The sequence below is a fragment of the Pseudomonas extremorientalis genome (assembly GCF_001870465.1).
Taxonomy (GTDB): Bacteria; Pseudomonadota; Gammaproteobacteria; order Pseudomonadales; family Pseudomonadaceae; genus Aquipseudomonas; species Aquipseudomonas extremorientalis.
Genome location: NZ_MDGK01000015.1, coordinates 466,752 through 493,349, shown reverse-complemented (window position 1 = coordinate 493,349; position 26,598 = coordinate 466,752). Strand labels below are relative to the sequence as shown.

Annotated in this window: 23 protein-coding genes; 11 read left to right on the top strand and 12 right to left on the bottom strand. The window is 61.9% G+C overall.

What is annotated here, in order from left to right; all coding sequences use genetic code 11:
- Positions 1–15: 15 nt before the first annotated feature.
- The 6 genes from BFN10_RS06005 to BFN10_RS05980 all read right to left on the bottom strand — a co-directional run bounded on the left by BFN10_RS06005 (position 16) and on the right by BFN10_RS05980 (position 6,186).
- Entirely contained in the window at positions 16–1,458 is a 1,443-nt protein-coding gene (locus BFN10_RS06005) for an amidase (protein ID WP_071488888.1), read from the bottom strand.
- Entirely contained in the window at positions 1,455–2,765 is a 1,311-nt protein-coding gene (locus tag BFN10_RS06000) for a citrate-proton symporter (protein ID WP_071488887.1), read from the bottom strand. The genes BFN10_RS06005 and BFN10_RS06000 overlap by 4 nt, the downstream gene beginning before the upstream one ends.
- Before the next feature lie 59 nt (positions 2,766–2,824).
- Positions 2,825–4,000 (bottom strand): M20 aminoacylase family protein, encoded by a 1,176-nt coding sequence (locus tag BFN10_RS05995; protein WP_071488886.1) that lies wholly within the window; start codon positions 3,998–4,000, stop codon positions 2,825–2,827.
- Between the two features lie 108 nt (positions 4,001–4,108).
- Positions 4,109–4,423 carry an amidase gene (locus tag BFN10_RS05990; protein WP_071488885.1) on the bottom strand — a complete coding sequence of 105 codons (315 nt, stop codon included), beginning with the start codon at positions 4,421–4,423 and terminating at the stop codon, positions 4,109–4,111.
- Entirely contained in the window at positions 4,420–5,493 is a 1,074-nt protein-coding gene (locus BFN10_RS05985) for a serine hydrolase domain-containing protein (protein WP_071488884.1), read from the bottom strand. The genes BFN10_RS05990 and BFN10_RS05985 overlap by 4 nt, the downstream gene beginning before the upstream one ends.
- Positions 5,494–5,514: 21 nt before the next feature.
- Entirely contained in the window at positions 5,515–6,186 is a 672-nt protein-coding gene (locus BFN10_RS05980; protein WP_071488883.1) for a hypothetical protein, read from the bottom strand.
- A 395-nt stretch (positions 6,187–6,581) separates the two neighbouring features.
- Here BFN10_RS05980 and olsB point away from each other — a divergent pair, with 395 nt between their 5' ends.
- Complete coding sequence (gene olsB / locus BFN10_RS05975) at positions 6,582–7,337, top strand: L-ornithine N(alpha)-acyltransferase (protein WP_003172415.1); 756 nt, start codon at positions 6,582–6,584, stop codon at positions 7,335–7,337.
- Positions 7,337–8,128, top strand: a complete 792-nt coding sequence (locus tag BFN10_RS05970) for a lysophospholipid acyltransferase family protein (RefSeq protein ID WP_071488882.1) — start codon at positions 7,337–7,339, stop codon at positions 8,126–8,128. Before olsB ends, BFN10_RS05970 begins: the two co-directional genes overlap by 1 nt.
- Positions 8,129–8,246: 118 nt before the next feature.
- Here BFN10_RS05970 and BFN10_RS05965 read toward each other — a convergent pair whose 3' ends face one another.
- Positions 8,247–8,825, bottom strand: a complete 579-nt coding sequence (locus tag BFN10_RS05965) for an acyl carrier protein phosphodiesterase (protein ID WP_071488881.1) — start codon at positions 8,823–8,825, stop codon at positions 8,247–8,249.
- A 154-nt stretch (positions 8,826–8,979) separates the two neighbouring features.
- Here BFN10_RS05965 and BFN10_RS05960 point away from each other — a divergent pair, with 154 nt between their 5' ends.
- From BFN10_RS05960 to BFN10_RS05950, 3 genes are read left to right on the top strand one after another with little or no spacing between them, the layout of a single operon-like run.
- Positions 8,980–9,306 (top strand): ArsR/SmtB family transcription factor, encoded by a 327-nt coding sequence (locus BFN10_RS05960; RefSeq protein WP_016975101.1) that lies wholly within the window; start codon positions 8,980–8,982, stop codon positions 9,304–9,306.
- A 13-nt stretch (positions 9,307–9,319) separates the two neighbouring features.
- The gene (locus tag BFN10_RS05955) at positions 9,320–10,486 is read left to right on the top strand and encodes an MFS transporter (protein ID WP_071488880.1); all 1,167 of its coding nucleotides are present in this window, start codon (positions 9,320–9,322) and stop codon (positions 10,484–10,486) included.
- Positions 10,487–10,517: 31 nt separating this feature from the next.
- Positions 10,518–11,573 (top strand): alkene reductase, encoded by a 1,056-nt coding sequence (locus BFN10_RS05950; RefSeq protein WP_071488879.1) that lies wholly within the window; start codon positions 10,518–10,520, stop codon positions 11,571–11,573.
- Positions 11,574–11,888: 315 nt separating this feature from the next.
- Here the strand turns inward: BFN10_RS05950 and BFN10_RS05945 are convergent, their stop codons facing one another.
- Positions 11,889–12,521, bottom strand: a complete 633-nt coding sequence (locus BFN10_RS05945) for a TetR family transcriptional regulator (protein WP_071488878.1) — start codon at positions 12,519–12,521, stop codon at positions 11,889–11,891.
- Positions 12,522–12,786: 265 nt separating this feature from the next.
- Between BFN10_RS05945 and BFN10_RS05940 the strand changes: the two genes are divergently transcribed.
- From BFN10_RS05940 to BFN10_RS05915, 6 genes are all read left to right on the top strand, one after another.
- Positions 12,787–13,935, top strand: a complete 1,149-nt coding sequence (locus tag BFN10_RS05940) for an efflux RND transporter periplasmic adaptor subunit (RefSeq protein WP_058425202.1) — start codon at positions 12,787–12,789, stop codon at positions 13,933–13,935.
- Between the two features lie 3 nt (positions 13,936–13,938).
- Entirely contained in the window at positions 13,939–17,100 is a 3,162-nt protein-coding gene (locus BFN10_RS05935; protein ID WP_071488877.1) for an efflux RND transporter permease subunit, read from the top strand.
- The gene (gene adeC, locus BFN10_RS05930; RefSeq protein ID WP_071488876.1) at positions 17,097–18,554 is read left to right on the top strand and encodes an AdeC/AdeK/OprM family multidrug efflux complex outer membrane factor; all 1,458 of its coding nucleotides are present in this window, start codon (positions 17,097–17,099) and stop codon (positions 18,552–18,554) included. The genes BFN10_RS05935 and adeC overlap by 4 nt, the downstream gene beginning before the upstream one ends.
- 173 nt (positions 18,555–18,727) lie before the next feature.
- Positions 18,728–19,978 (top strand): OprD family porin, encoded by a 1,251-nt coding sequence (locus BFN10_RS05925; protein ID WP_071488875.1) that lies wholly within the window; start codon positions 18,728–18,730, stop codon positions 19,976–19,978.
- 92 nt (positions 19,979–20,070) lie between these two features.
- Positions 20,071–21,525, top strand: coding sequence for a M91 family zinc metallopeptidase (locus BFN10_RS05920; RefSeq protein WP_083351548.1), 1,455 nt, complete (start codon positions 20,071–20,073; stop codon positions 21,523–21,525).
- Between the two features lie 118 nt (positions 21,526–21,643).
- Complete coding sequence (locus BFN10_RS05915) at positions 21,644–22,543, top strand: polysaccharide deacetylase family protein (protein WP_071488874.1); 900 nt, start codon at positions 21,644–21,646, stop codon at positions 22,541–22,543.
- Positions 22,544–22,546: 3 nt separating this feature from the next.
- Here BFN10_RS05915 and pcaC read toward each other — a convergent pair whose 3' ends face one another.
- From pcaC to BFN10_RS05895, 4 genes are read right to left on the bottom strand one after another with little or no spacing between them, the layout of a single operon-like run.
- Positions 22,547–22,939: a 4-carboxymuconolactone decarboxylase gene (pcaC, locus tag BFN10_RS05910; RefSeq protein ID WP_028619276.1), complete on the bottom strand. Its 393-nt coding sequence runs from the start codon at positions 22,937–22,939 to the stop codon at positions 22,547–22,549.
- Between the two features lie 10 nt (positions 22,940–22,949).
- Positions 22,950–23,741, bottom strand: a complete 792-nt coding sequence (gene pcaD, locus BFN10_RS05905) for a 3-oxoadipate enol-lactonase (protein ID WP_071488873.1) — start codon at positions 23,739–23,741, stop codon at positions 22,950–22,952.
- A 10-nt stretch (positions 23,742–23,751) separates the two neighbouring features.
- On the bottom strand, positions 23,752–25,107 hold the full coding sequence (locus BFN10_RS05900; RefSeq protein WP_071488872.1) for a 3-carboxy-cis,cis-muconate cycloisomerase: 1,356 nt from the start codon (positions 25,105–25,107) through the stop codon (positions 23,752–23,754).
- 10 nt (positions 25,108–25,117) lie between these two features.
- Positions 25,118–26,413: an MFS family transporter gene (locus BFN10_RS05895; RefSeq protein ID WP_071488871.1), complete on the bottom strand. Its 1,296-nt coding sequence runs from the start codon at positions 26,411–26,413 to the stop codon at positions 25,118–25,120.
- Between the last annotated feature and the right edge of the window lie 185 nt (positions 26,414–26,598).

Below are 26,598 nucleotides of genomic sequence, written 5' to 3'. Positions count from 1 at the left end.
AGGCCCGGTCGTGGCTCAACCCGTCGGTTCAAGGCACGTCGGCGGTCGACGCTGCCCCCATTGCGTCAGCTGTTCATGAGCATAGGCCAATTGCAACACCGCCCGATCCGCCTGGGCCGGGCCGATGATCTGCAGGCCCATGGGCAGGCCCTGGGGGTTGAAGCCCACCGGGATGCTCATGCTCGGCAGCCCTGCGAGGGTCGGGCCGATTACCACTTCCATCCAGCGGTGATAGGTGTCCATCTCACGCCCGCCAACGTGGCGCGGCCAGGGTTGTTGTGCCTCGAAAGGGAACACTTGGGCAGTCGGTAACAGCAGGAAATCGTAGTGCTCGAACAGTTTGGCGAGGGCGCGATACCACGCGCTGCGATCGACCGACGCCTGGTACACCTGCTGGGCCGTCAGATTCAGGCCGCCCTCGACTTCCCATTGCGCTTCGGGCTTGAGCAGCGCACGTTTCTGAGGGTTGGCGTAGGCCGCGCCGAGGTTGCCGTGCACCAGCCAGTGGCGATGCACCAACCAACTGCGCCACAGCCGCGCCATGGAAAAGTCCGGCTGACAGCTTTCCACTGTGCACCCCAACGCGATGAAATCATCGAGGGCTGATTCGCACAGGCTCAGCACACCGTCGTCCATCGGCAGGTAGCCGTTGTAATCCCCCAGCCAACCCAGGCGTGCGCCCTTGAAATCACGCTGCAAAGGTTGGCCGAACACCGTCGGATCGTCCTTGGACGACAATGGCACCCGAGGGTCATAACCCGCCTGGATACCCAGCAACCGCGCTACATCCGTCACGCTGCGGCCCATCGGGCCTTCGGTGCCCAACTGCTGCACGAACACTTCAGGCATAGGCCCGTGAGGTACGCGGCCTTGTGACGGACGCAAGCCAAACACATTGTTGAACGCCGCCGGGTTGCGCAGCGAGCCCATCATGTCGCTGCCATCGGCCACCGGCAGCATGCGCAGCGCCAGGGCCACGGCCGCCCCGCCGCTGCTACCGCCGGCTACCAGGCTGGGGTCGTAGGCATTGAGAGTGGTGCCGAACAGCGTGTTGTAGGTCTGCGAACCCAGGCCGAACTCCGGCACGTTGCTCTTGCCGACGAGGATCGCGCCACTGGCCCGCACCCGAGCCACGCTGATGGCGTCTTCAGTGGGCACGTGCTCGGCGAACAAGGGCGAACCCAGCGTCGTACGCAAGCCTTTGGTAGCCGCCAGATCCTTGATCGCCTGGGGCATGCCGTGCATCCAGCCACGTGACTGGCCCTGGTCCAACTCGCGATCACGTTCCCGCGCCTCGGCCAACACGTCATCGGCATCGCGCAGCGACACCAGCGCATTCACCCTCGGATTGAAGCGCTGAATCTGCGCCAGATAGGCCTGCATCACCTCTACGCACGACACTTGTCGCGCGTGGATTGCCCGCGACAGTTCGGTGGCATCCCAATCAACAATACTCAAGGCTTCACCTCTTTGGAAAACGGCAGCGGTCGCTTGGCCCGCGGTGCCTCATGCATGCAGTAAGTGCCCAGCAGTGTCAGCACGCAAGCGAACAAGACATAGAAGGAGGGCGCGACGGGCGTGCCCAGCACTTTGGTCAGCCACGTGACGATCAACGGTGCGAAACCGCCGAACACCATGACCGCCACGTTATAGGCGACCGATACACCGGTCGAGCGAACTTCGATGGGAAACTGCTCGGCCAATGCCGTCGGTGCCGGCCCGAAAAAACCACCGATGGCGGTGCACAGCAGCACCTGCATCGCCAGCAGCCGCTCGATGGACGGTGCGGCGGCGACCCACACGTACAGCGGATAAACCATGACGAAGAATGCGAGGGTGAATGCCATCAACACCGGCCGCCGCCCCAGGCGATCCGAGAGCAGCCCGGACAGTGGAATCACCACGGTCATCAGCGCCACCGCAAACATCTGCACCATCAATACCTGGTCCAGTGGCAGACCAAGGCTTTTGTGGGCGAAGGTCGGCATGTTCACCAGCACCACATAGAACGACACCGTCGCACCACAGGCCAGGCCCATGGAGACGAGGATGCTGCGTCTGTGCTCGCGCACCACCTGCACCAGGCTCGGCGCCGGGCCGCTCGCCTGTTTGCGTGCCTCGATGAACTCCTCTGGATCTTCCATGTGCCGACGAATCCACAGGCCCACCGGGCCAATCAGCAAACCGAACACGAAGGGCAAGCGCCACCCCCACAGGTCGAGGGTTTGCGGCGAAAAGAAATGCGTGACCGCCGCCACCATCGCTGCGCCGCCGAACACGGCCAGGCATTGCCCCACCAATTGCCAGGAGCCATATAAGCCCTTGCGATGGGCCGGAGCGCTTTCCACCAGAAACGCTGTTGCGCTCGCGTATTCACCGCCGGTGGCAAACCCTTGAAGCATGCGCGCCACCACGATCAACAACGGCGCGCCCATGCCCATGGCGGCGTAGTTGGGCGCGAACGCGATCAATGCGATGGACACGGTCATCAGCCGGATAATCAACTGCATCGCGGCCTTGCGGCCTTTGCGGTCGGAATAGATCCCCAGCAGGATGCCCCCCACCGGGCGCATGAAAAAGCCCACGCCAAAAGTAGCCAAGGCCATCAACAGCGATGCGTACTCGTCATCCGAAGGAAAAAACTGCCGGGCAATGATGCTCGCCAGAAAGCCGTAGACAATGAAGTCATACCATTCCAGCGCATTACCGATTACGGCCGCCACCACTTGGCGGGTGCGGGACACACCTGGTTTTGCAGTCTGCATGAGGAACACTCCATTCAACCGATCGAGGGAAAGGGTCCAGCGGCAGAAAAAGAAGGTCGTCAGGCAGGCTTGAGCCAGCTCTCGGCCAGCGCGCCCCAATAGGCGGCCCCCGTCAGCAGGATGTCGTCGTTGAAGTCATAGGCGGGGTTATGCACCATCGGCCGCGACACGCCATTGCCGATGAACAGATAGCTGCCGGGGCAGCGTTGCAGCATCCAGGCGAAGTCTTCGCTGCCCATCAGCGTGCGGGTGTTGCCGTCCACCGCATCGGCGCCGAGCAAGGCGACGCCGACCTGGCGAGCGAACTCGGTTTCTTCGGCGTGATTGACCAGCACCGGATAGGCCGGGCGGTGTTCGATCTGCGCCGTGCAGCCAAAGCTGGCGGCCTGGGTGTGGATGATGGCGAGCACGCGCTCCAGCATCTGTTCGCGCACCTTGGGGTTGAGCGCGCGCAGGCTCAGACGCAACAGCGCCTCTTGGGGAATCACATTGGCTGCCTGGCCCGCTTGCAGCGCGCCCACCGTGACCACGGCCGCTTCCTGAGTGTCGATATTGCGCGCCACCACCGTCTGCAACGCCATGACCATGCTCGCCGCCGCTACCAACGGGTCCACCGTCAGATGTGGCATGGAGCCATGGCCGCCAACGCCTTCGAGGGTCACCGTGAGCAAGTCCTGCGACGCCATCATCGGCCCGACGCGCAACCCCAGATGCCCCGCCGGCAGCCCCGGCATGTTGTGCATGCCAAACAATCCATCGCAGGGGAAGCGCTCCAGCAAACCATCGGCCAACATGGCTTCGGCACCACCCTGGCCCTCTTCGGCAGGCTGGAAAATCAGGTTCAACGTGCCGTCGAATTGCCGCGTCGCCGCCAGGTAACGCGCGGCGCCAAGCAGCATGGTGGTGTGGCCGTCATGCCCGCAGGCGTGCATGCAACCGGCGTGCTGGCTGGTGTAGGCCGCGCCGGTAGTTTCGATGATGGGCAACGCATCCATGTCAGCGCGAATGCCCAGGGTGCGCGAGCTGCTGCCATTGCGCAGCACGCCCACCACGCCGGTCTTGCCGATGCCGGTGTGCACCTCATAGCCCCATTCCCTCAGGGACTGCGCCACGAGGGCCGAGGTGCGGTTCTCTTCGAAACCGAGTTCAGGATGGGCGTGAATGTCGTGGCGCACGGCGCGCAAGTCGCCGGCAACGTCGCTGAGCCAATCCAGGATGTGCTGGTGTGGGCGCATGGTGATTCTCCTCACAGGCGGGTGTTCCCGTTCTTGTTTGCTGCACATCGCCAGATAACCGCGAAGTCCGCAGGAGGACAATCAAAGGTGGTTCCACTCTGTGGAACCTCAGGGCTCCAGGCGACACCCCTGGCGGTCGCCCAGCCACCTCGCCGTGTGCGTGCGCCCCAACCCGCTCGCCGCTACCTCACTGCGCTCCGGGTTATCGCTGAACGCACTGGTCGGCACGTACTGCTTCACATACCCCCGGCAATACGCCGCCGGATTGTTCTGCACATACCGGCACGAACAGTATTCCTTGGCCGTATACGCCGCGATGATGTCGGGGAAGGCTTGCAGGTTGACGCGTTCGTGCCAGCCCCACCCCAGCAACGCGAGCAACAGCAACAGCAACAGGCAGGTAAACGGCCGACGACGAATCATGGTTGCACCGCCGCCAGCACGCGCTTGAGCAGTTCGTTATGGTGATAGCTGCCGTCGCGGTCATCGCCGTAGCGCACGATCACTAAATGTTTATCGGGCATCACGTATAACGCCTGGCCCCAGTGGCCGAGGGCGGCGAAGGTGTCGGCGGGGGCGTCGGGCCAGGGTCTTGATGCGCCTTTATTGAGCCACCAATGACCACCGGGGACGGCTTCGTCCTGACCGGACTTGTATTTGTCGAAGGGCTGGCGATTGAAGGCGACCCAGTCTTTGGGCAGCAGTTGTTGATCGCCCCAACGCCCGTCTCGCGCCATCAGCAGGCCGACCCGTGCCAGGTCGCGGGCGGTGAGGTAGGCGTAGGACGAGGCGACGAAGGTTTCGTCGGCGTCGGTTTCCCAGGTGGCGTTGTGAATACCCAGCGGCTTGAACAGCGCATCCCACGGGTAACTCATATAGGCCTTGTGACCGAGCATGCCTTTGAGGGCGGCGGACAGGATATTGGTGTCGCCGCTCGAATAACGGAACACCTGGCCCGGCTCAGCCGTCGCGTCGGTGTCAGCGGCAAAGTCGGCCATGTCACCGCGACCACGGGTGTAGAGCATCGCCACCACTGAGGATTTGAGCGGGGCGTATTCGTAGTCTTCCTGCCAGTCCAGGCCCGAGGCCCAGTGCAGCAGGTCGGCCATGGTCACCTTGGGGTGTTGTTTCATCGGCGGGTAAAAGCGCGCCGCGGGATCGGAGAGTTTGAAGCGGTTCTCGCCGTAGGCCACGCCGAGCACCGTGGCCATCAGGCTTTTGCTGACCGACCAGGTCAGGTGCGGGGTACTGGCGGTGGTGGGCGCGGCGTAGCGCTCATAGAGGATCACACCATCGCGGATCACCAGCAGCGCATCGGTGCGGATGCCTTTGCGGGTGGCATCGTCACGCGGCGGGAACGCGTAGGCATCGAGGGCATCGACAGCGGGGCCTTCGAGCGGCGTGGCCTTGGTCCAGTCCTTGTCAGGCCAGGTTTCGGCATGAGCGGCAACAGTGACAAACAGCAGGGCAACACACAACAGGCCTCTGACCATGGACGCAGACTCAAGGAACGATCAAACCCGGGAGGCTAGCCAACGCCAATGACCGTTTGAAGACACCGCTCTGTTCTTGAAGGCATACGCCACTTCAATAGCCTTTGTTGGTGAAGGCCCTCCCCGCTTGCCCCAACGTTCCTCTCGCCCCTTAAACACCAAAGCGGCGTGGCCGTTTGATTCATAGACGCCCATCCGGCCCTGGGCCAACTGCTCAGGCGGCACACCCTCCACCTCGTCCCAAACACCTAGCCGCCTGAATGCATATTCAAGGCGGCCGCCGCTATTCAGCACGTGCATCGCCTCGGTGAAGCTCGCCGGGCCAGATTCCTGATACCGTTTGGCGCTGACCGCGAACATGAAATTGGCATACAGCACCGTCATCGGATCTTCGCCTTTAAGCTGCGCAACAGCTGCGGCCTGTTTCAATTCGTCCTTCGTCAAGAACGTCGATTCCCCGTTTCTGAGCGTGACATGGTAGCCGTCAGCCGTTTCACGCACCGATTTGAATACGTCCGTAGGACGCTTGCCAAATTGCATCATCACCGCCTTGATCGCCGCAACAGTCGAGCAATTTGCTTTGTTCCACTGACTGAAATCGCCCCAGATATTTCCGACTTTCCCTCCACCGGTGGACGCCGCAGGTTTGTAGTCAAATAGTTTCTCTCCCGAAACATTGGGCTTTTGACTCATCTTTTCCCCATAGGTACGACCATCTTCACCCCGTATACCGGTACCCCCTTCCAGAGGCGCAGGGACTGAAAAGAAAGTCGGCGGGAAGGCCGATGGTGTCGTCTCAGGACGCGGGAAAAACTGCATAGCAACGGGATTTGGCATAGGTCAGCGCTCTGAAAAGCGGAGCCTTTCTGAAGCTCCTGACAGCATGAAGGCCCAACTGCCTTCAAACCCGGCAACTGGGTGGCCAATACCCTTCCTTGGGTTCCCGCAGTCTTCTGCCCTGCGGCTTGCAAGGCGCTGTCATCCAAGCGTCACCATAACTTCATGGAGATGACACCGAGCCTACATAGCCTGAGTTTGGACAACAAAGTCGACCGGCCGAAATCGTGGCCGGCACTCGGAGACTCGCCATGACTCAGATCGCCCGCATCAGCGACACCGGCAATGAACGCCGTCTGCAAGCCGAACGCCTGGTTGGCGCGCAGGCGTTGCAGGAAGCCCAGGCCCTGCGGTTCAACGTGTTCAGCGGCGAGTTCAACGCCAAGCTGAAAGGCGCGGAACTGGGCCTGGACATGGATGACTATGATGTTCACTGCAGCCACATCGGTGTGCGGGACTTGAACAGCGGTCGACTGGTGGCCACCACCCGTTTGCTGGACCATCAGGCGGCCAGCACCCTGGGCCGGTTCTACAGCGAAGAAGAATTCAGCCTGCATGGCCTGCTGCACCTGCAAGGCCCGATCCTGGAGATCGGCCGCACCTGCGTCGACCCGGCTTACCGCAACGGCGGCACCATCGCGGTGTTGTGGGGCGAGTTGGCTGAGGTGCTTAACCAGGGCGGCTACAGCTACCTGATGGGCTGCGCGAGCATTCCGATGCACGACGGCGGCATCCAGGCCCACGCGATCATGCAGCGCCTGCGCGAGCGCTACCTGTGCAACGAACACCTGCGCGCCGAACCGAAAAAGCCGCTGCCGGCGCTGGACTTGCCCTCCAACGTGATCGCGGAGATGCCGCCGTTGCTCAAGGCCTACATGCGCCTGGGTGCAAAGATCTGCGGCGAGCCGTGCTGGGATGAGGATTTCCAGGTGGCCGATGTGTTCATCCTGCTCAAGCGCGATGAACTGTGCCCGCGTTACGCGCGCCACTTCAAGGCTGCAATGTGATGAGCCGCCTGCGGGTTTACGGGCGCATTGCCCGCGTGCTGGTGGTGGTGGCGCTGGGCTTGAGCATGGCCAGTGTGTTTGGGGTGTTCGAGCGTTTGGGGATCGCCAATTCGATGGTGCGGCGCCAGCGTTGGTCGCGTTTTTTCATGGCGCGCCTGACCAACGCCCTGCCCTTTCGCGTGACGGTGCACGGCGAATTGCCAACGCAGCCGATGCTGTGGGTGAGCAATCACGTGTCCTGGACCGATATTCCGCTGCTCGGTGCCGTGGCGCCGATGTCATTCCTGTCCAAGGCCGAAGTGCGCACCTGGCCGGTGGCTGGCTGGTTGGCGGCCAAGGCTGGCAGCTTGTTTATCCGCCGGGGTTCGGGCGACAGCCAGTTGATCCGCAAGCAGATGACCCGCCACCTGGAACAACAGCACCCGCTGTTGATGTTCCCGGAAGGCACCACCACCGACGGGCGCAGCCTGCGTACGTTCCACGGGCGCCTGCTGGCCAGTGCGATCGATGCGGATGTGTCGCTGCAACCCGTGGCGATCCGTTACCTGCGTGATGGGCAAGTGGACCCGCTGGCACCCTTTATTGGCGACGATGATTTGCTCTCGCACTTGATGCGCTTGTTTGCCAATGACCAGGGCGATGTGGAAATCCATGTGCTCACGCCGATTGCCTGTGCCGGGCAGGAGCGTGCGGCGCTGGCGTATCAGGCGCAGCAGGCGGTGCAGAAGGCGTTGTTCGGGCCGGTGCCGGAAGCGGAACATGTGGATGCTCGACCAGCATTCGCTGCCTGAACTCAAGTGAACACCGTTCAAATGTGGGAGGGGGCTTGCCCCCGATTGGGGTGTGTCAGTCACTGCATGCTTTGACTGAACCATTGCTATCGGGGCAAGCCCCCTCCCACATTCAGCTTTACCTTGTCAGTTGGATCTGTGCGAATGCTTGCAGCTCGGGGTAGAACCGTCGGAAATCTTCACTCAGCGGCTCGTACAACTCTCGCAACTCGTGCATGGCATGCCCCAGTTCCTCGGGTTGTGTCAGCCGCCGCGAAATCCCCCGCAACACCTGCTCCATCACTGCAAACTCTCGATACGAACCCAGCCAATCATCCGCCGCCATATACGGCGCAATCTGCGCCAGTCGCCCCGGCAATTGCGGTTCGGCGGCAAGCACGCGGTACACCTGCGAGGTGAAGTGTTCCAGTGGCTGGTCGGCATACAGCGCCCAATCCCGCGCCAGGCAGTGGTCGAAAAACACATCGAGGACGATCCCGGCATAACGCCTGCGGGTCAGGCTGAAGCGTGACAACGCCTCCCCCACCAGAGGGTGGCTGTCGGTGAAGCGGTCGATGGAACGATGCAGCTGGATCGCCGATTCGATTTGCGGGCTGAACTGGCCCTGCAGGCGACCTTTGACGAAATCGCCATAGAGGCTGCCCAGCAGTTGCGCAGGAAGTTGGCCGCCCAGGTGCAGATGTGCGAGATAATTCATGGCGCGCAGTCTACCACTGCCGTCAACGTATCGTTATAACCCGATATACCGAATGAGCCTAGGCTCAGACCAAAATCATATTGGTCCATCGGGATAGACCGATATAAAGTTCGCCTCATCGCGATATAACGCTGCAAGACACCGAGCACCTGCCATGTCCATCGACCTCGACGAAATAATAAAAGCCCTGGCGCACCCAGTACGACGAGACATCCTCACCTGGCTGAAAGACCCGAAAGTGCAATTCCCCGAGCAACTGCACAACCACGAATACGGCATCTGCGCCGGGCAGATCGACCAGCGCTGCGGCTTGTCCCAGTCGACGGTATCGGCCCACCTGGCCACCCTGCAACGCGCCGGGTTGATCAGCAGCCAGAAGGCCGGCCAGTGGCACTTTTTCAAACGCAACGAGGACACCATCCAGGCCTTCCTCGCGGCGCTCACCACCGAACTCAGCGCGCACGACAGCGCCGCGTTGTAACAAGGAAACGCCAATGCCCCTCTCGCTCCTCATACTGGCCCTCAGCGCCTTCGCCATCGGCACCACCGAGTTCGTCATCATGGGCTTGTTGCCCGATGTGGCGACGGACCTGGGTGTGTCGATTCCCGGCGCCGGCTGGCTGGTGACCGGTTACGCCCTGGGCGTGGCCATCGGCGCGCCCTTCATGGCACTGGCCACCGCCAAACTGCCACGCAAGGCGGCGCTGGTAGCGTTGATGGGCATCTTCATTATCGGCAACCTGCTCTGCGCCCTGGCCAGTGACTACAACGTGCTGATGTTCGCCCGTGTGGTCACCGCGCTGTGCCACGGTGCATTCTTCGGGATTGGTTCAGTGGTGGCGGCCAACCTGGTGCCGGCCAACAAGCGTGCTTCGGCCGTGGCCTTGATGTTCACCGGCCTGACCCTGGCCAATGTGCTCGGCGTGCCGCTGGGCACCGCGCTGGGCCAGGCAGCCGGCTGGCGCTCGACCTTCTGGGCGGTGACGGTGATTGGGGTGGTGGCGTTGATCGGCCTGATCCGCTTCCTGCCGGCCAGGCGTGATGAAGAAAAACTCGACATGCGCGCCGAACTCGCCGCCCTCAAGGGCGCCGGCATCTGGCTGTCGCTGAGCATGACCGCGCTGTTTGCCGCGTCCATGTTCACCCTATTCACCTACGTCGCGCCGCTGCTCGGCGATGTCACCGGCGTGTCGCCCAAGGGCGTGACCTGGACCCTGCTGCTGATCGGCCTGGGCCTCACCGTGGGTAACATCATCGGCGGCAAGCTGGCGGACAAGCGCCTGGCGGCCACTCTGATCGGCGTGTTCATCAGCATGGCGGTGGTCTCCACGGCACTGACCTGGACCAGCGTCGCCGTGATCCCCACCGAAATCACCCTGTTCCTGTGGGCCACCGCCTCGTTTGCCGCCGTGCCTGCGTTGCAGATCAACGTGGTGACCTTCGGCAAGGCCGCACCGAACCTGGTGTCCACCCTGAACATCGGCGCGTTCAACATCGGCAACGCCCTGGGTGCCTGGGTGGGCGGCAGTGTGATTGCCCACGGTTTCGGCCTGACCAGCGTGCCCTTGGCCGCAGCGGCCCTGGCGATTCTCGCGCTGCTGGTGACGCTGATTACTTTCCGTCAGGGCGGCGATGCCGACCTGGCCCTCGCTACCCACTGATCAACTACTTAATAGAGAAAGGTGTTATCCCATGACGACTATTTTCGATCCGATCAAACTGGGCGACCTGGAACTGTCGAACCGCATCATCATGGCGCCGCTGACCCGCTGCCGTGCCGATGAAGGTCGCGTGCCCAACGCGCTGATGGCCGAGTACTACGTGCAACGCGCTTCCGCCGGGCTGATCCTCAGCGAAGCCACTTCCGTGACGCCGATGGGCGTGGGCTACCCGGACACCCCAGGCATCTGGTCCAACGACCAGGTGCGCGGCTGGGCCAACGTGACCAAGGCCGTGCACGGCGCGGGCGGCAAGATCTTCCTGCAACTGTGGCACGTGGGCCGTATCTCCCATGAGTCGTACCTGAACGGCGAAAGCCCGGTAGCCCCGAGCGCGATCCAGCCTAAAGGCCACGTCAGCCTGGTGCGTCCACTGGCGGACTACCCGACCCCACGCGCCCTGGAAACCGCGGAAATCGCCGACATCGTCGATGCCTACCGCACCGGTGCCGAGAACGCCAAGGCCGCCGGCTTCGACGGCGTGGAAATCCACGGCGCCAACGGCTACCTGCTCGACCAGTTCCTGCAAAGCAGCACCAACAAGCGCACCGATCAGTACGGCGGCTCCCTGGAAAACCGTGCACGCCTGCTGCTGGAAGTGACCGACGCCGCCATCGACGTCTGGGGCGCTGGCCGCGTGGGTGTGCACCTGGCACCGCGCGCCGACTCCCATGACATGGGCGATGACAACCTGGCGGAAACCTTTACCTACGTTGCCAGCGAACTGGGCAAGCGTGGCATCGCGTTTATCTGCTCCCGTGAGAAAGAAGGTGCGGACAGCCTTGGCCCACAACTGAAGAAAGCCTTTGGCGGCACCTACATCGCCAACGAGCGCTTCACCAAGGACAGCGCCAACGCCTGGCTGGCCTCGGGCAAGGCGGATGCGGTGGCCTTCGGTGTGCCATTCATTGCCAACCCGGACCTGCCGGCGCGCTTGAAAGCCGATGCACCGCTGAACGAAGCGCATCCGGAAACCTTCTATGCCAAAGGCCCGGTCGGCTACATCGACTACCCGACGCTGGCGCTGTAATCGTTATTCCGAAGTAGTACGACCACCCAATGTGGGAGGGGGCTTGCCCCCGATAGCGGCGTGTCAGCCAATGAATCGGGTGACTGACACTGTGCTATCGGGGGCAAGCCCCCTCCCACATTTTTGATTTCTAGCGTCCACGAGGAAACATTCCTTCACAGCCCTGCAACAAAATCGCTACAAAATACTTAGGCGGCTACCTATCAACCGCCCGCCAGCCCGTATATAAAGTCACCCCACCCATCAGGCAGAAGGACGATTGACGGTCCTTGGGCTTTACTGTTGACACAACCTGATGCAATTACGCATTTTGTCTTAATTGCGCAGGCTCGGGCTCCAGCGCAGCATGTCCAGCCCGGCGTCCACCCAGCGTTCGGCTTCCTGATGCAGTTGGAAGCTGTCGGGTACCAGCAGCCACTGGCCGATCAGCCCGTTGATGTAGGCGTGGATGCACACCGCGCCACGGGTGGTATCGAGGTTTTCCGGAAGTTGACCGCGATGGACCGCATTACGCAATGTCAGGCCGATGCGCAGGTTGCATTCCTGGCTGTGGGTCTGGCGCTGGCGACGCATGTCGCACATTTCATCGGTGAATTCGCACTTATGGAACAAGATCTCGTTGATGCGCCGGGTTTTCGGGTCCAGGGCCACTTGATGGAACAAATGAATCAACAACTTGCGCATACAGCCCAGCGGGTCGAGTTCATCCTCGCTTTCACTGGCCCTGGCCAACTCGTCCAGCGGCTCATGCAGCGTGTCGAGCAGCGCCTGGAGCAAATCGGATTTATTGCTGAAATGCCAGTAGATAGCGCCCCGCGTCACACCGGCCAGTGCGGCGATATCCGCCAGCGTGGTCCGCGCAACGCCACGTTCATAGAAGGCTTGCTCGGCGGCCTGGAGAATCTGGCTGCGCGTTTCCTGAGCTTCCTCTTTGGTGCGACGAACCATGGCAGTAAAACCTCAATCGGGACACGGTGGGTGGTGGTTGGCCACCGTCTGAATCATTGTGGGACGACACCGTCATGGGCGCCGAACGTACTAAAATCGAGGCTTTGGGCGTTGCTTTGTCAACATTCCGCGAAGCCTGTCAAGAGTTTACAAACAACCATGAACGTAAGTATATTGCGTAGCAAGCTACTTATCTACTCACAGCTTGTTTTTTACCCTTCCACACTTCTTGTGCGCACCCTGCGCGCCTGACCCGAGGATCTTCATGCAACTTAAGCCAGCTGTTACCGCTCTGGTCACTGCCGTCGCCCTGGCATCGCTGCTCAGCGGATGTAAAAAGGAAGAAGCGGCTCCGCCCGCCCAAACCCCTCAGGTCGGCGTGGTCACCATTCAACCGCAAGCCTATACCCTGACGACCGAGCTGCCAGGCCGCACCACCGCCTACCGCATCGCGGAAGTTCGCCCACAGGTCAACGGCATCATTCTCAAGCGCCTGTTCAAGGAAGGTGGCGACGTGAAGGAAGGGCAACAGCTCTACCAGATCGACCCGTCGGTGTATGACGCCACCCTGAAAAGCGCACAGGCCAGCCTGACCCAGACCAAGTCCATCTCCGACCGCTACAAGCAGTTGGTCGATGAGCAGGCCGTCAGCCGTCAGGAATACGACACCGCCGTCGCCAACCGCATGACCGCGGAAGCAAACGTTCAAACCGCCCAGATCAACGTGCGCTACACCAAAGTGTTCGCGCCGATCTCCGGGCGTATCGGCCGTTCTTCGGTAACCGAAGGCGCGCTGGTCAGCAACGGCCAGGCCGATGCCATGGCCGTCATCCAGCAACTGGACCCGATCTACGTCGACGTCACGCAGTCTTCGGCCGAAATGTTGAAACTGCGCCGCGACCTGGAAAGCGGCCAGCTGGAAAAAGCCGGCGCCAACGCGGCCAAGGTCAAGCTGACCCTGGAAGACGGCACTGCCTATGGCCAGGACGGCAAGCTGGAGTTCTCCGAAGTATCGGTCGACCAGACCACCGGCTCCGTGACCCTGCGCGCCGTGTTCCCCAACCCTGACCACACCCTGCTGCCGGGCATGTTCGTGCACGCCCAGTTGCAAGCCGGCGTGAACAGCAAGGCCATCCTGGCACCGCAACAAGGCGTGACCCGTGATATCAAAGGTATCCCGACCGCCATGGTGGTGAACAAGGACAACAAGGTCGAGCAGCGTCAACTGGTGGCCAACCGCACTGCCGGCGCCTACTGGCTGGTGGAAAAAGGCCTGGACGCCGGTGACCGCGTGATCACCGAAGGCCTGCAATTCATCAAGCCGGGCATTGAAGTCAAGGTCAAGGACGCCGACAACGCCAAGCCTGCCGGTTCTGCTCCCGCTCCTGCCGCCGCTGCTGGCCAGGGGGAGTAACCCATGTCGAAATTTTTTATCGACCGTCCCATTTTCGCCTGGGTAATTGCCCTGGTGATCATGCTGGTCGGGGCATTGTCGATCCTGAAGTTGCCCATCAACCAATACCCGGCCATCGCGCCAACCGCCATCGACATCCAGGTGACCTACCCAGGCGCGTCCGCACAAACCGTGCAGGACACCGTTGTGCAGGTGATCGAGCAACAGCTCAACGGTATCGACAACCTGCGTTATGTCGCCTCGGACAGTAACTCCGACGGCAGCATGACCATCACCGCGACGTTCAACCAGGGTACCAACCCGGACATCGCCCAGGTCCAGGTGCAAAACAAGCTGAACCTGGCGACCCCGCTACTGCCGCAAGAAGTGCAGCAGCAGGGTATCCGTGTGACCAAGTCGGTGAAGAACTTCCTGATGGTGATCGGTCTGGTGTCGGAAGACGGCAGCATGACCAAGGACGACCTGTCCAACTACATCGTGTCCAACATCCAGGACCCGATCTCGCGGACGGCAGGTGTAGGTGACTTCCAGGTGTTCGGTTCGCAGTACGCCATGCGTATCTGGCTCGACCCGGCCAAGTTGAACAACTACCAGTTGACCCCGGTCGACGTCAGCACCGCCATCGCGGCGCAGAACGTCCAGGTGGCCACCGGCCAATTGGGCGGCCTGCCTGCTCTGCCCGGTACCCAGCTGAACGCAACCATCATCGGCAAGACCCGCCTGCAGACCGCTGAAGAGTTCGGCAAGATCCTGATGAAGGTCAATACCGACGGTTCCCAGGTTCGCCTGCGTGACATCGCGCGGATCGAACTGGGTGGCCAGAACTACAGCATCAGCGCACAGTTCAACGGCAAGCCGGCTTCGGGTATGGCGATCAAGCTCGCCTCGGGCGCCAACGCCCTGGACACCGCCAAGGCCATCCGTGCCACCGTGGCGTCCCTGGAACCGTTCTTCCCGCCAGGCATGAAGGCAGTGGTGCCGTATGACACCACGCCGGTGGTGACCGAATCGATCTCCGGTGTAGTCCACACCCTGGTCGAAGCGATCGTGCTGGTGTTCCTGGTGATGTTCCTGTTCCTGCAGAACTTCCGCGCCACCATCATCACCACCATGACCGTACCGGTGGTATTGCTGGGTACCTTCGGGATCCTGGCCGCGTTCGGTTTCACCATCAACACCCTGACCATGTTCGGCATGATCCTGGCCATCGGCCTGCTGGTGGACGATGCCATCGTCGTGGTGGAAAACGTCGAGCGGGTAATGGCCGAGGAACACCTGTCGCCCAAAGAGGCGACGGTCAAGTCCATGGGCCAGATCCAGGGTGCCCTGGTCGGTATTGCCCTGGTGCTGTCGGCGGTACTGTTGCCAATGGCATTCTTCGGTGGCTCCACCGGTGTGATCTACAAACAGTTCTCCATCACCATCGTTTCGGCCATGGCGTTGTCGGTACTGGTTGCCCTGATCTTCACCCCGGCCTTGTGCGCCACCATGCTCAAGCCGATCGACCCTGAGAAGCACGGCCAACCCAAGCGGGGTTTCTTCGGCTGGTTCAACCGCACCTTCGACCGTGGCGTACTGAGCTACGAGCGCGGCGTGGGCAACATGATCAAGCACAAGTTTCCAGCATTCTTCGTGTACCTGATCATCTTCGCCGGCATGATCTGGCTGTTCACCCGCATCCCGAGCGCATTCCTGCCGGAAGAAGACCAGGGCGTGATCTTTGCCCAGGTGCAGACCCCGGTCGGTTCTTCGGCCGAACGTACGCAGAAAGTCATCGACGACATGCGTGCCTTCCTGCTCAACGACAAGGAAGGCGAGCCGGGCGAAGGCAAGGCGGTGAAGTCGGTATTCACCGTAAACGGCTTCAACTTCGCCGGTCGTGGCCAGAGTTCGGGCCTGGCGTTCGTGATGCTCAAGCCGTGGGATGAACGGGATGCGTCCACCTCGGTATTCGAAGTGGCCAAGCGTGCCCAGGGTTACTTCTTCGGAGCGTTCAAGGACGCCATGGTGTTCGCCATCGTGCCGCCTTCGGTACTGGAATTGGGTAACGCCACCGGTTTCGACGTGTTCCTGCAAGACCAGGGCGGCGTTGGCCACCAGAAGCTGATGGATGCACGCAACCAGTTCCTCGGGGCCGCCGCGCAAAGCAAGATCCTGGCGGGTGTGCGCCCCAACGGCGTGAACGATGAGCCGCAGTACGAGCTCACCGTCGACGACGAGAAGGCCAGTGCCCAGGGTATTTCGCTGTCGAGCATCAACCAGACCCTGGCGATCGCCCTGGGTGGCAGCTACGTCAACGACTTCATCGACCGTGGTCGGGTGAAAAAGGTGTACGTGCAAGGTGAAGCCGCTGGCCGCATGTCCCCAGAAGACCTGGACAAATGGTACGTGCGCAGCGACTCCGGGAAGATGGTGCCGATGTCGGCCATTTCCTCGGGCAAATGGATCTACGGTTCGCCCAAGCTCTCGCGCTACAACGGTGTAGCGGCAATGGAAATCCTCGGTACCCCGGCCCCGGGCTACAGTACCGGTGACGCCATGGCCGAAGTCGAACGTATCGCCAAGGAACTGCCGGCCGGTATCGGCTACGCATGGACCGGCCTGTCGTACGAAGAACGTCTGTCCGGCTCCCAGGCGCCTGCGCTGTATGCATTGTCGCTGCTGGTAGTGTTCCTGTGCCTCGCGGCCCTGTACGAAAGCTGGTCGATCCCGATTGCGGTGGTGCTGGTCGTGCCGCTGGGTGTGGTAGGTGCGTTGATCGCCACCAGCATGCGCGGGTTGTCCAACGACGTGTTCTTCCAGGTGGGCCTGTTGGTAACGGTGGGCCTGGCGGCGAAAAACGCCATCCTGATCGTGGAGTTCGCCAAAGAACTTCACGAACAAGGCAAGGGCATCGTCGAGTCGGCCATCGAAGCCTCGCGGATGCGTCTGCGCCCGATCATCATGACTTCCATGGCGTTCATCCTCGGCGTATTGCCGCTGGCGATCTCCTCGGGTGCAGGTTCGGGCAGCCAACACGCGATCGGTACCGGTGTAATCGGCGGTATGATCACGGCCACCGTGCTGGCGATCTTCTGGGTGCCCCTGTTCTTCGCAACCGTATCCGCCGCTGGCGAACGTAAAAAGACTGACACAACTGAAACCCCTAAAGAGGCTGGCCAATGAGCAAGTCGCTACTTTCCCTAGCCGTCACCGCATTCGTGCTCAGTGGCTGCTCGCTGATACCTGACTATCAGCGCCCCGAAGCGCCGGTGGCCGCACAGTTCCCGCAGGGGCCGGCGTATTCGTCGGCCCAGGCGCCGAGCCAGGCCGCTGTCGAGCAGGGCTGGAAGCAGTTTTTCCATGATCCGGCCCTGCAACAGCTGATCCAGACCGCGCTGGTGAACAACCGTGACCTGCGTGTCGCGGCCCTGAACATCGACGCCTATGCCGCGCAGTACCAGATCCAGCGCGCCGATCTGTTCCCGGCCGTGTCGGCCACGGGCAGCGGCAGCCGTTCGCGTACCCCGGCCCGCTTGTCGCAGACCGGCGAATCGACCATCAGCAGCCAATACTCGGCCGGTCTCGGGATCAGCTCGTATGAGCTGGACCTGTTCGGTCGCGTACGCAGCCTGAGTGAAGAAGCCCTGCAAAAGTACTTCGCCACCGAAGAAGCACGGCGCAGTACCCAGATCAGCCTGGTGGCCAGCGTGGCCAACGCCTACCTGACCTGGCAGGCCGACAAGGAACTGCTCAAGCTGACCCAGGACACCCTGGACGCGTACGAGCAAAGCTTCAAGCTCACCTCGCGCAGCAACGAAGTCGGCGTGGCCTCGGCCCTCGACCTGAGCCAATCGCGTACCTCGGTGGAAAACGCCCGGGTTGCCCTGGCGCGTTATACCCGCCAGGTGGCCCAGGACGAAAACAGCCTGACCCTGCTGCTGGGCACCGGCCTGCCGGCGAATATCGTCAGCAAGCCGCTGTCGGATAACCTGCTCAGCGAAGTGCCGGCCGGCTTGCCATCGGACCTGCTGCAACGTCGTCCCGACATCATGCAAGCCGAGTACAACCTCAAGGCCGCCAACGCCAACATCGGTGCGGCCCGTGCCGCGTTCTTCCCGAGCATCAGCCTGACCGCCAGCGCCGGTACCGCGAGCCCTAACCTGGGCGGCCTGTTCAAAGGCGGTTCGGGCACCTGGTCGTTCGCCCCGCAGATCAACATCCCGATCTTCAACGCCGGTAGCCTGCGCGCCAGCCTGGACTACTCGAAGATCCAGAAAGAGATCAACGTGGCCAACTACGAGAAGGCGATCCAGACCGGCTTCCAGGAAGTCTCCGACGGCCTTGCCGCACGTGAGACCTACAAGCAGCAACTGGACGCCCAGCGCGGCTTCGTCGCGGCCAACCAGGATTACTACCGCCTGGCCGAGCGTCGCTACCGCATCGGTGTCGACAGCAACCTGACGTTCCTCGATGCCCAGCGCCAACTGTTCAGTGCCCAGCAATCGCTGATCACCGACCGCCTGGCGCAGCTCACCAGCGAGGTCAACCTGTACAAGGCCCTCGGCGGTGGCTGGAGCGAGCAGACCGCGAAGAACGAGCCGTTGAAAGAAGAAGCACCGCCACTGAAGTTGTTCTGATAACACCCGCGTCAACGAAGCCCACCTTTTGGTGGGCTTTTTGCTTTTCTGCACCGGACAACTTGCGTTCGATCACCGCCCACAACCCGCTCTCCCCCACTTTCATCGCCCCCGCGCCGCCGCGCACCATGGCCGCCACCTGCATAAACCCAATAACAACAGGTCCTTACGCCATGAGCACTTTCCACCCGCGCCAGCTTTTGCTGGCAACCGCTGTCGCCAGTCTTTCCCTGCCCGTCCTCGCCGAGGAACACGGCTTTCTCGAAGACGCCAGCGCCAACCTCAACCTGCGCAATTTCTTCTTCAACCGCAATTACACCAACCCGACCAAGACCCAGGGCGGCGCGCAGGAGTGGACGCAGAGTTTCATCCTCGATGCCAAGTCCGGCTTCACCCAGGGCACGGTGGGTTTCGGGATGGATGTGCTGGGCATGTACTCGTTGAAGCTCGATGGCGGGCGCGGCACCGGCGGCACCCAGTTGTTGCCGCTGGACCACGACGGCCGCCCGGCGGATGAATTCGGGCGTCTGGGCGTGGCGTTCAAGGCACGTATTTCCAAGACGGAAGTGAAAGTTGGCGAATGGATGCCGGTGCTGCCGATCCTGCGCTCGGACGATGGCCGCTCCTTGCCGCAAACCCTGCGCGGCGGGCAGATCACCTCCAAGGAGATCGACGGCCTGACCCTCTACGGTGGCCAGTTCCGCGCCAACAGCCCGCGTGACGACAGCAGCATGAGCGACCTGTCGATGTTCGGCAAAGCCGCGTTCACCTCGGACCGCTTCAACTTCCAGGGCGGCGAATACCTGTTCAACGACAAACGCACCCAGATCGGCCTGTGGAATGCCCAGCTCAAGGACATCTACAGCCAGCAGTTCGTCAACCTGACCCACAGCCAGCCGTTGGGCGACTGGACCCTGGGCGCCAACCTCGGCTTCTTCTATGGCAAGGACGATGGCAGCGCCCGTGCCGGCGAGCTGGACAACAAGACCTGGTCCGGCCTGTTCTCCGCCAGATACGGCGGCAACACCTTCTACGTCGGCCTGCAAAAGCTCACCGGCAACAGCGCCTGGATGCGGGTCAACGGTACCAGCGGCGGCACCCTGGCCAACGACAGCTACAACAGCAGCTACGACAACGCCCAGGAGAAATCCTGGCAAGTGCGTCACGACTACAACTTCGCCGCCCTCGGCGTGCCCGGCCTGACCCTGATGAACCGCTATATCAGCGGCAGCAACGTACACACCGGCACCATCACTGACGGCAAGGAATGGGGCCGCGAAACCGAAGTGGGCTATACAGTGCAAAGCGGCGTGGCCAAAAACCTCAATGTGCGCCTGCGCAATTCCAGCATGCGCCGCGACTACAGCAACAACGAGTTCGACGAGAACCGGTTGATCGTCAGTTACCCGATCAGCCTGCTGTAAAGCCGCATTACATTTATCCAGGGAACGATTTGAAGTGTCCGGTCGACTTCATGAGACAGGGCCAGTGCCTGGCTCTCCCACAGGGATCTCACATGGACGCTTCAAATCGTATTGCATGCTCCAAGGTCTTCAGCAACAGCCACTACACACCCGACCCACCTCCCCGACTGGCGTTCACGCCCGACAATCCGGTTCAAGCTCATCGGCATCCGTTTCTGGATGACGGCAATTTGAAGGCCTGCGGACAATCAGTCTGGGAGCATGACCTGACCTACAGCATCAGCAACAGCCTGATCCTTGAAACCGGTGACAAAGCGGACCAGATCCATATCAGCCAGCACCTTCCAGGCAAGCTGGATGTAAAGGTCAATGACCGGTCGTATCGCTTTGACAGCCACGATGAAAACGGCGAGCCACTGACCTTTCACCTCAAGACCCACGGCGGTAACGACAACATCCGCATTGACGCCAACGTGACCCAGCCGATCACGGTGGATGCCGGGGACGGCGACGATCGGGTGCGGGCCGGCGGTGGCTACACCCGCCTGTTCGGCGGTCCTGGCAACGATGTCCTTCACCTCGGCAGCGGCCTTGGCTACGCCGAAGGTGGCGACGGCGGCGACACGATCGTTGGCGGCAGCGGCGACAACGTGATCTATGGCAACAATGGCAACGACCGCCTTTACGCCGGTGCAGGGCCAAAAAGCAAAACGAGCTACCTGGACGGCGGCAATGGCAATGATCGCCTGTCTGCTGGCAACGGCCATACGGTGTTGCATGGCGGCGCCGATGATGATCGTTTGATCGCCCACGACCGCAGCACTGTCTATACCGGCAGTGGCCGCGACACAGTCATTGCCAATCGTCCCGGCGACCTGATCTACGCTCAATCCGGCGATACGATCCAGCGTCTCAACAGCTCGGTATTGACCACCGTCACGCCTGACCAAGCACCGCTTGAGGGGTTTGTCATAAAAGGCTCGGTCGACTTTATCCAACGGGTCGAAGACGATCTGGCCTTGCTGCGCAGCTCCCCCCAGGGCAAACAGATGCTTGCCGAAATGAACGCGATAGCCCGGCGCAACGGCGCACCGGTAACGTTGGTGGAGGATCTGCTCGACACTGGAAGCAGCTACACCTATGGCAGCGAGGAACTCAAAACCTTGATGCAATACGAACGCCCGCCAGCGGTCGGCGACGATCCCAAGTGGGGGTTCATGGTGGACGGTGTGCCGGGGTCGCGGGCTGACCGGGCTGAAATCACCTATAACCGCTCCGCTCTGGACGTATTGGCCGGCGTGACGTATTCGCCCATCACAATCCTTTATCACGAAATGGTCCACGCCTATAACGCCGGTAACGGCACCGCGTTGACGGGCTCGACCGTGGAGACATTCAAGGGCGAAGCACTGGATGTGCCCAACAGCGAACGTCAAGCGGTGGGGTTGCCTACCACGCCCGAGTCTTCTCCCAACCCCAAACCCTTTACTGAAAACGCCTTGAACGAAGAAATGGGCAAGCCGCTGCGGACCCAATACGTCGGCTGAGCCTGAACAGTGCTCGTTGGTCAGGCGGTAACCTCACACCATCCATCTTCCTGTATGGTGCGCGCCTGCCGCTGCTGATCCACCCAGCAGCGGCCCTCCATTCGAGCCCGTGCCCACCATGAAATCCTTCGCCATCGCATCCGCCGTGCTTGCCCTGGCCCTGAGCCTCAGCGGCTGTATTGGCGCACCTGTCGCCCTGACACCCCAGACCGAGCAACGCCTGCAAGGCCAGGCGCCGATCCGTTTTCTGCTGACCTTCGATGACGGCCCCAGTGCGTCAGGCTATAACAACCCGAGCCGCTCAGTGGTGGCTGACCTGGCGCAAAACCCGGTACTGCCGGGGATCAAGGCGGTGTTCTTTCTGCAAACCGAAGCCTCACGCTCCGGTGGCAGTTCGCGGGGTCGCAAGACCATGCAGCGCGAGTATGCGGCCGGTCACATCCTCGCCTTCCACACCGCCACGGCGTTTCATACCAACCATCGCTGGCTGAATGACGCCGAACTGGAACGTACCCTCACCCAGGGTGCCGCTGACATTGCGTCGATCACCGGCAACCCGCCGGTGCTGGTCCGCCCGCCGTTCTGGAATTACGACCGCCGCACCTTCGCCGCCTACCAGCGTCACGGCATGCAGGTGCTGCTCACGGATTTGAGTGCCAATGACGGCAAGATCTGGGGCTTCAACGGCAGCCCACGGCGCCGGGCCAATTTGTATCGGCAACTGTCGGTGGTGCGCGAACACATTGCGTTGGGCGAGTTGCCGACGGTGGATGGCGTGATCCCTGTGGTAGTGACCTTCCACGACATCAACCGCTACACCGCGCGGCATATGCAGGAGTACTTGCAGATCCTGTTGGACAGCGCACGGATCACCGGTATGAAGACCGCCGCTGAACCGTTCTACACCGACACGGCCGCCCTGCAACGTGCGGCGCTGGCACGCACGGTGAAGGACGTGAATGAACCGGTGCGTCTGCCGGGCGTGTGGAATTGGGTGTGGGATGCCGATTCCCACTGACCCCTATTCCCGCGACTCAACCCCCAACTCATCCCACACCGACTCAGCCAGATGAAAAGTGGCATTCGCCGCCGGAATCCCGCAGTAGATCGCGCTCTGCATCAGCACTTCCTTGATCTCGGCGCGGGTCACGCCATTGCTGGCGGCGGCGCGCAGGTGCAGCTTGAGTTCTTCACTGCGGTTCATGCCGATCAGCATCGCGATGGTGATCAGGCTGCGGGTGTGCCGTGGCAGGCCGGGGCGGGTCCAGATATCACCCCAGGCGTGGCGGGTGATCATTTCCTGGAACTCGCTGTTGAACTCGGTCAGGGCATTGAGGCTGCGGTCGACATGGGCATCGCCCAGCACTTCGCGGCGCACTTGCAGGCCTTCGGCGTAACGTTGTTTCTCGTCCACAAACAGCTCCTCAGCGGGCCAGCAGGAATTCGATTACGCAGTTGCTGAACGCAGCGCCAGCCTGCACATTGGACAGGTGCGCCGCATAGAACTCGGCGTACTCGGCGCCCCGCACATGGTTCTGGATAAAGTGACCGCCGGCCGGTGGGGTGACCGCATCGTCGGTGCCGGCAATCACTAACGTCGGCACCTTGATCAAGGCCAGTTGCTCACGAAAATCCGCATCGCGCACCGCCGCGCAATTGGCAGCGTAACCTTCAGGCGAGGTCGCCGCGAGCATGTCGGTAATCTGCTTGGCCTGGTGCGGGTTGGCGGCTGCGAAATCAGCCGTGAACCAGCGTGCGATGGACGCATCGCGCAGCGCCACCATCGCCGCTGCGCCGTCACGCAACACCATCTCGATGCGAGGGTTCCACACCTCGGGCGTGCCGATCCTGGCGGCGGTGTTGCATACCACCAGACGGTTCAGGCGCTCGCCCGCGTTGATCCCCAGCCATTGGCCGATCAGGCCGCCCATGGACAAACCGCAGAAATGCGCGCGTTGGATATCCAGCGCATCCAGCAGCGCGATCACGTCGCGGCCGAGCTGTTCGATGCTGTACGGCCCCGGGGTGACCAGGGATTTGCCATGGCCACGGGTGTCGAAACGCAGCACGCGAAAATGCTGGGTGAAGGCCGCAATCTGGATGTCCCACATATGCAGGTCGGTGCCCAGTGAGTTGGACAGCACCAGCACAGGCGCATCCACTGGCCCGTCCAGTTGGTAATGCAGGTCGCCTTTGGCGAGTTGTACAAATGCCACGGTGGTCTCCTCAAGCAAAGTGTTCGGCTACGGCGCGGGTGACCCAGGTGCGGGCCTGGCCCAGGTAGTGGGCCGGGTCGAGCAGGCGGTCCAGTTCGGCCGCCGACAGCTCGGCGGTGACTTGCGGCTCATCCGCCAGTACCGCACGCAAATGCCGTTGCTCGGTAACGGCACGCTTGCAGCAGTGTTCCAGCAGGTGGTGCGCCGTTTCCCGGCCCAGGCGTTGGGCGAGCACGCTGCTGACGGCTTCGGCCAGCACCAGGCCTTGGGTCAGGTCGAGGTTTTTGCCCATGCGCTCGGGGTCGACTTCCAACCCTTCGCTCACCAGCAGCGCCTGTTGCAGCGCGCCGGAAACCAGGCGGCAAATCTCGGGCAGGGTTTCCCATTCGGCATGCCACAGGCCCAGGCTGCGTTCGTGCTCCTGGGGCATGGCGCTGAACATCGTCGATACCAGGCCCGGCACGCGGGTGGCGGCGCCGATCAACACGGCCGCGCCCACCGGGTTGCGCTTGTGCGGCATGGTGGACGAGCCACCCTTGCCCGGTGCCGACGGCTCGAACACCTCTGCCGCTTCGGTCTGCATCAACAGGCTGATATCGCGGCCCAGTTTGCCCAGGCTGCCGGCGATCAGGCCAAGCACGGCGGCGAACTCTACCAGCCGATCCCGCTGAGTGTGCCAGGGTTGTTCGGGCAGGTTCAGTTGCAGCTCGTCTGCCAAAGCTTCAGCCACCGGCATGGCCTGTTCGCCCAGTGCGGCCAGGGTTCCGGAGGCACCGCCGAACTGAAGCACCAGCAAGCGCGGCTTCAACTGCGCCAACCGTTGCCGACTGCGCGTCACCGCCCCCAGCCAACCGGCGATCTTCATCCCCAGAGTGACCGGCGTCGCATGTTGCAACCAGGTGCGGCCGGCCAAGGGCACGGCTGCGTAACGCTGGGCCTGGGCGGCCAGGATGTCGCCCAGGCGCGCCAGGTCGCTTTCGATCAACGCCAGCGCCCGGCGCAGTTGCAACACCAGGCCAGTGTCCATCACGTCCTGGCTGGTCGCGCCCAAATGCACATAACGTTCGGCCCCGGCGTCTTCACTGGCAATCAGCTTGCCCAGCGCCTTCACCAACGGAATCGCCGAATTCCCCGCCGTGGCAATCGCCACGCCGAGGGCATCCACGTCGTACAGCGACGCCAGGCAGGCCTGGGCAATCGGTGCGACAGCGGCCTGGGGAATCAACCCGACCCGGGCCTGGGCCCGGGCCAATCCGGCTTCGAAATCCAGCATGCCCTGCAGGCGTCCGCTGTCGCAGAACACCTCGGCCATGCTGTCCGCCGTGAAGTAAGCGTCGAACAATTGATTGCTCGTGCGCAGTGTCATAACGCGTCCCTTATAGATCGTGGTGCAGGTACGCCGCCTGTTTCGGCAGACGCAGGCTGAACAGGAAAGCGATGGCCATCATCGCCGTCACATACCAATAGAAACTGTTCTCCATGCCGACGGATTTCAGGCTCAGGGCGACGAATTCCGCCGAGCCGCCGAAAATCGCATTGGCCACCGCATAGGCCAGGCCCACGCCCAAAGCACGCACCTGAGGCGGGAACATCTCCGCTTTGACCAGGCCACTGATGGAGGTGTAGAAGCTGACAATCGCCAGGGCCAGGGTAATCAGCACAAAGGCCAGGAACGGGCTGCTGACGGTTTTCAGGGTCAGCAGGATGGGCACGGTGAACAGCGTGCCGAGGCCCGCAAACCACAACATCGAGTTACGCCGGCCGATCTTGTCCGCCAACATGCCGAACACCGGCTGCATGCACATGTAGAGGAACAACGCACCGGTCATGATGTAGCTGGACGTCTTGGCGTGCATGCCCACCGTGTTTACCAGGTACTTCTGCATGTAGGTGGTGAAGGTATAGAAAATCAGCGAGCCGCCGGCGGTGTAACCCAGCACCGTGATGAACGCGGCCTTGTGATCGCGAAACAGTGCGGCAATGCTGCCGGCGTCCTTGTCTTCGCGGGTTTCCTTGCTGGTGGTTTCTTTCAACGTGCGCCGCAGCAACAGGGAGATCACCGCCGCAATGGCGCCGATCACGAACGGAATCCGCCAGCCCCAGGCGCGCAACTCTTCTTCGGTAAGGAACTGTTGCAGGATCACCACCACCAGCACCGCCAGCAACTGGCCGCCGATGAGGGTCACGTACTGGAAGGACGCGAAGAACCCGCGCTGGCCCTTGAGAGCCACCTCACTCATGTAAGTCGCGGTAGTGCCGTACTCGCCACCCACGGACAAGCCTTGGAACAGTCGCGCAATCAGCAGCAGGATCGGCGCCCAGACGCCGATATCGTTGTAGGTCGGCAAAAAGGCGATGACCAGGGAGCCGGCGCACATCATCAGCACCGAAATCATCATTGAGTTCTTACGGCCATGCTTGTCAGCCACTCGGCCAAACAGCCAGCCGCCGATGGGGCGCATCAGGAAACCGGCGGCGAATACCCCCGCCGTATTGACCAACTGGACGGTCGGGTTATCCGACGGGAAAAACGCCGGGGCAAAGTAAATGGCACAGAAGGCGTAGACGTAGAAGTCGAACCATTCGACGAGGTTGCCGGAGGATGCCCCGACAATCGCAAAAATCCGTTTGCTGCGTTCTTCTCCGGTGTAGTGACTCGTTGTTGTTGTCATGTGGTTTCACTCAGTGGGAACGGTTATAGCCTAGACATACTTTGCAACAACCATGTTCCGCAAGAAGACTTTTGGGTAGGTGGTGCCTGAACCGGCCCCATCGGGGGCAAGCCCCCTCCCACATGTTGACCGCACCGCCTATCAAATGTGGGAGGGGGCTTGCCCCCGATGAGGCCCTGAAAAAC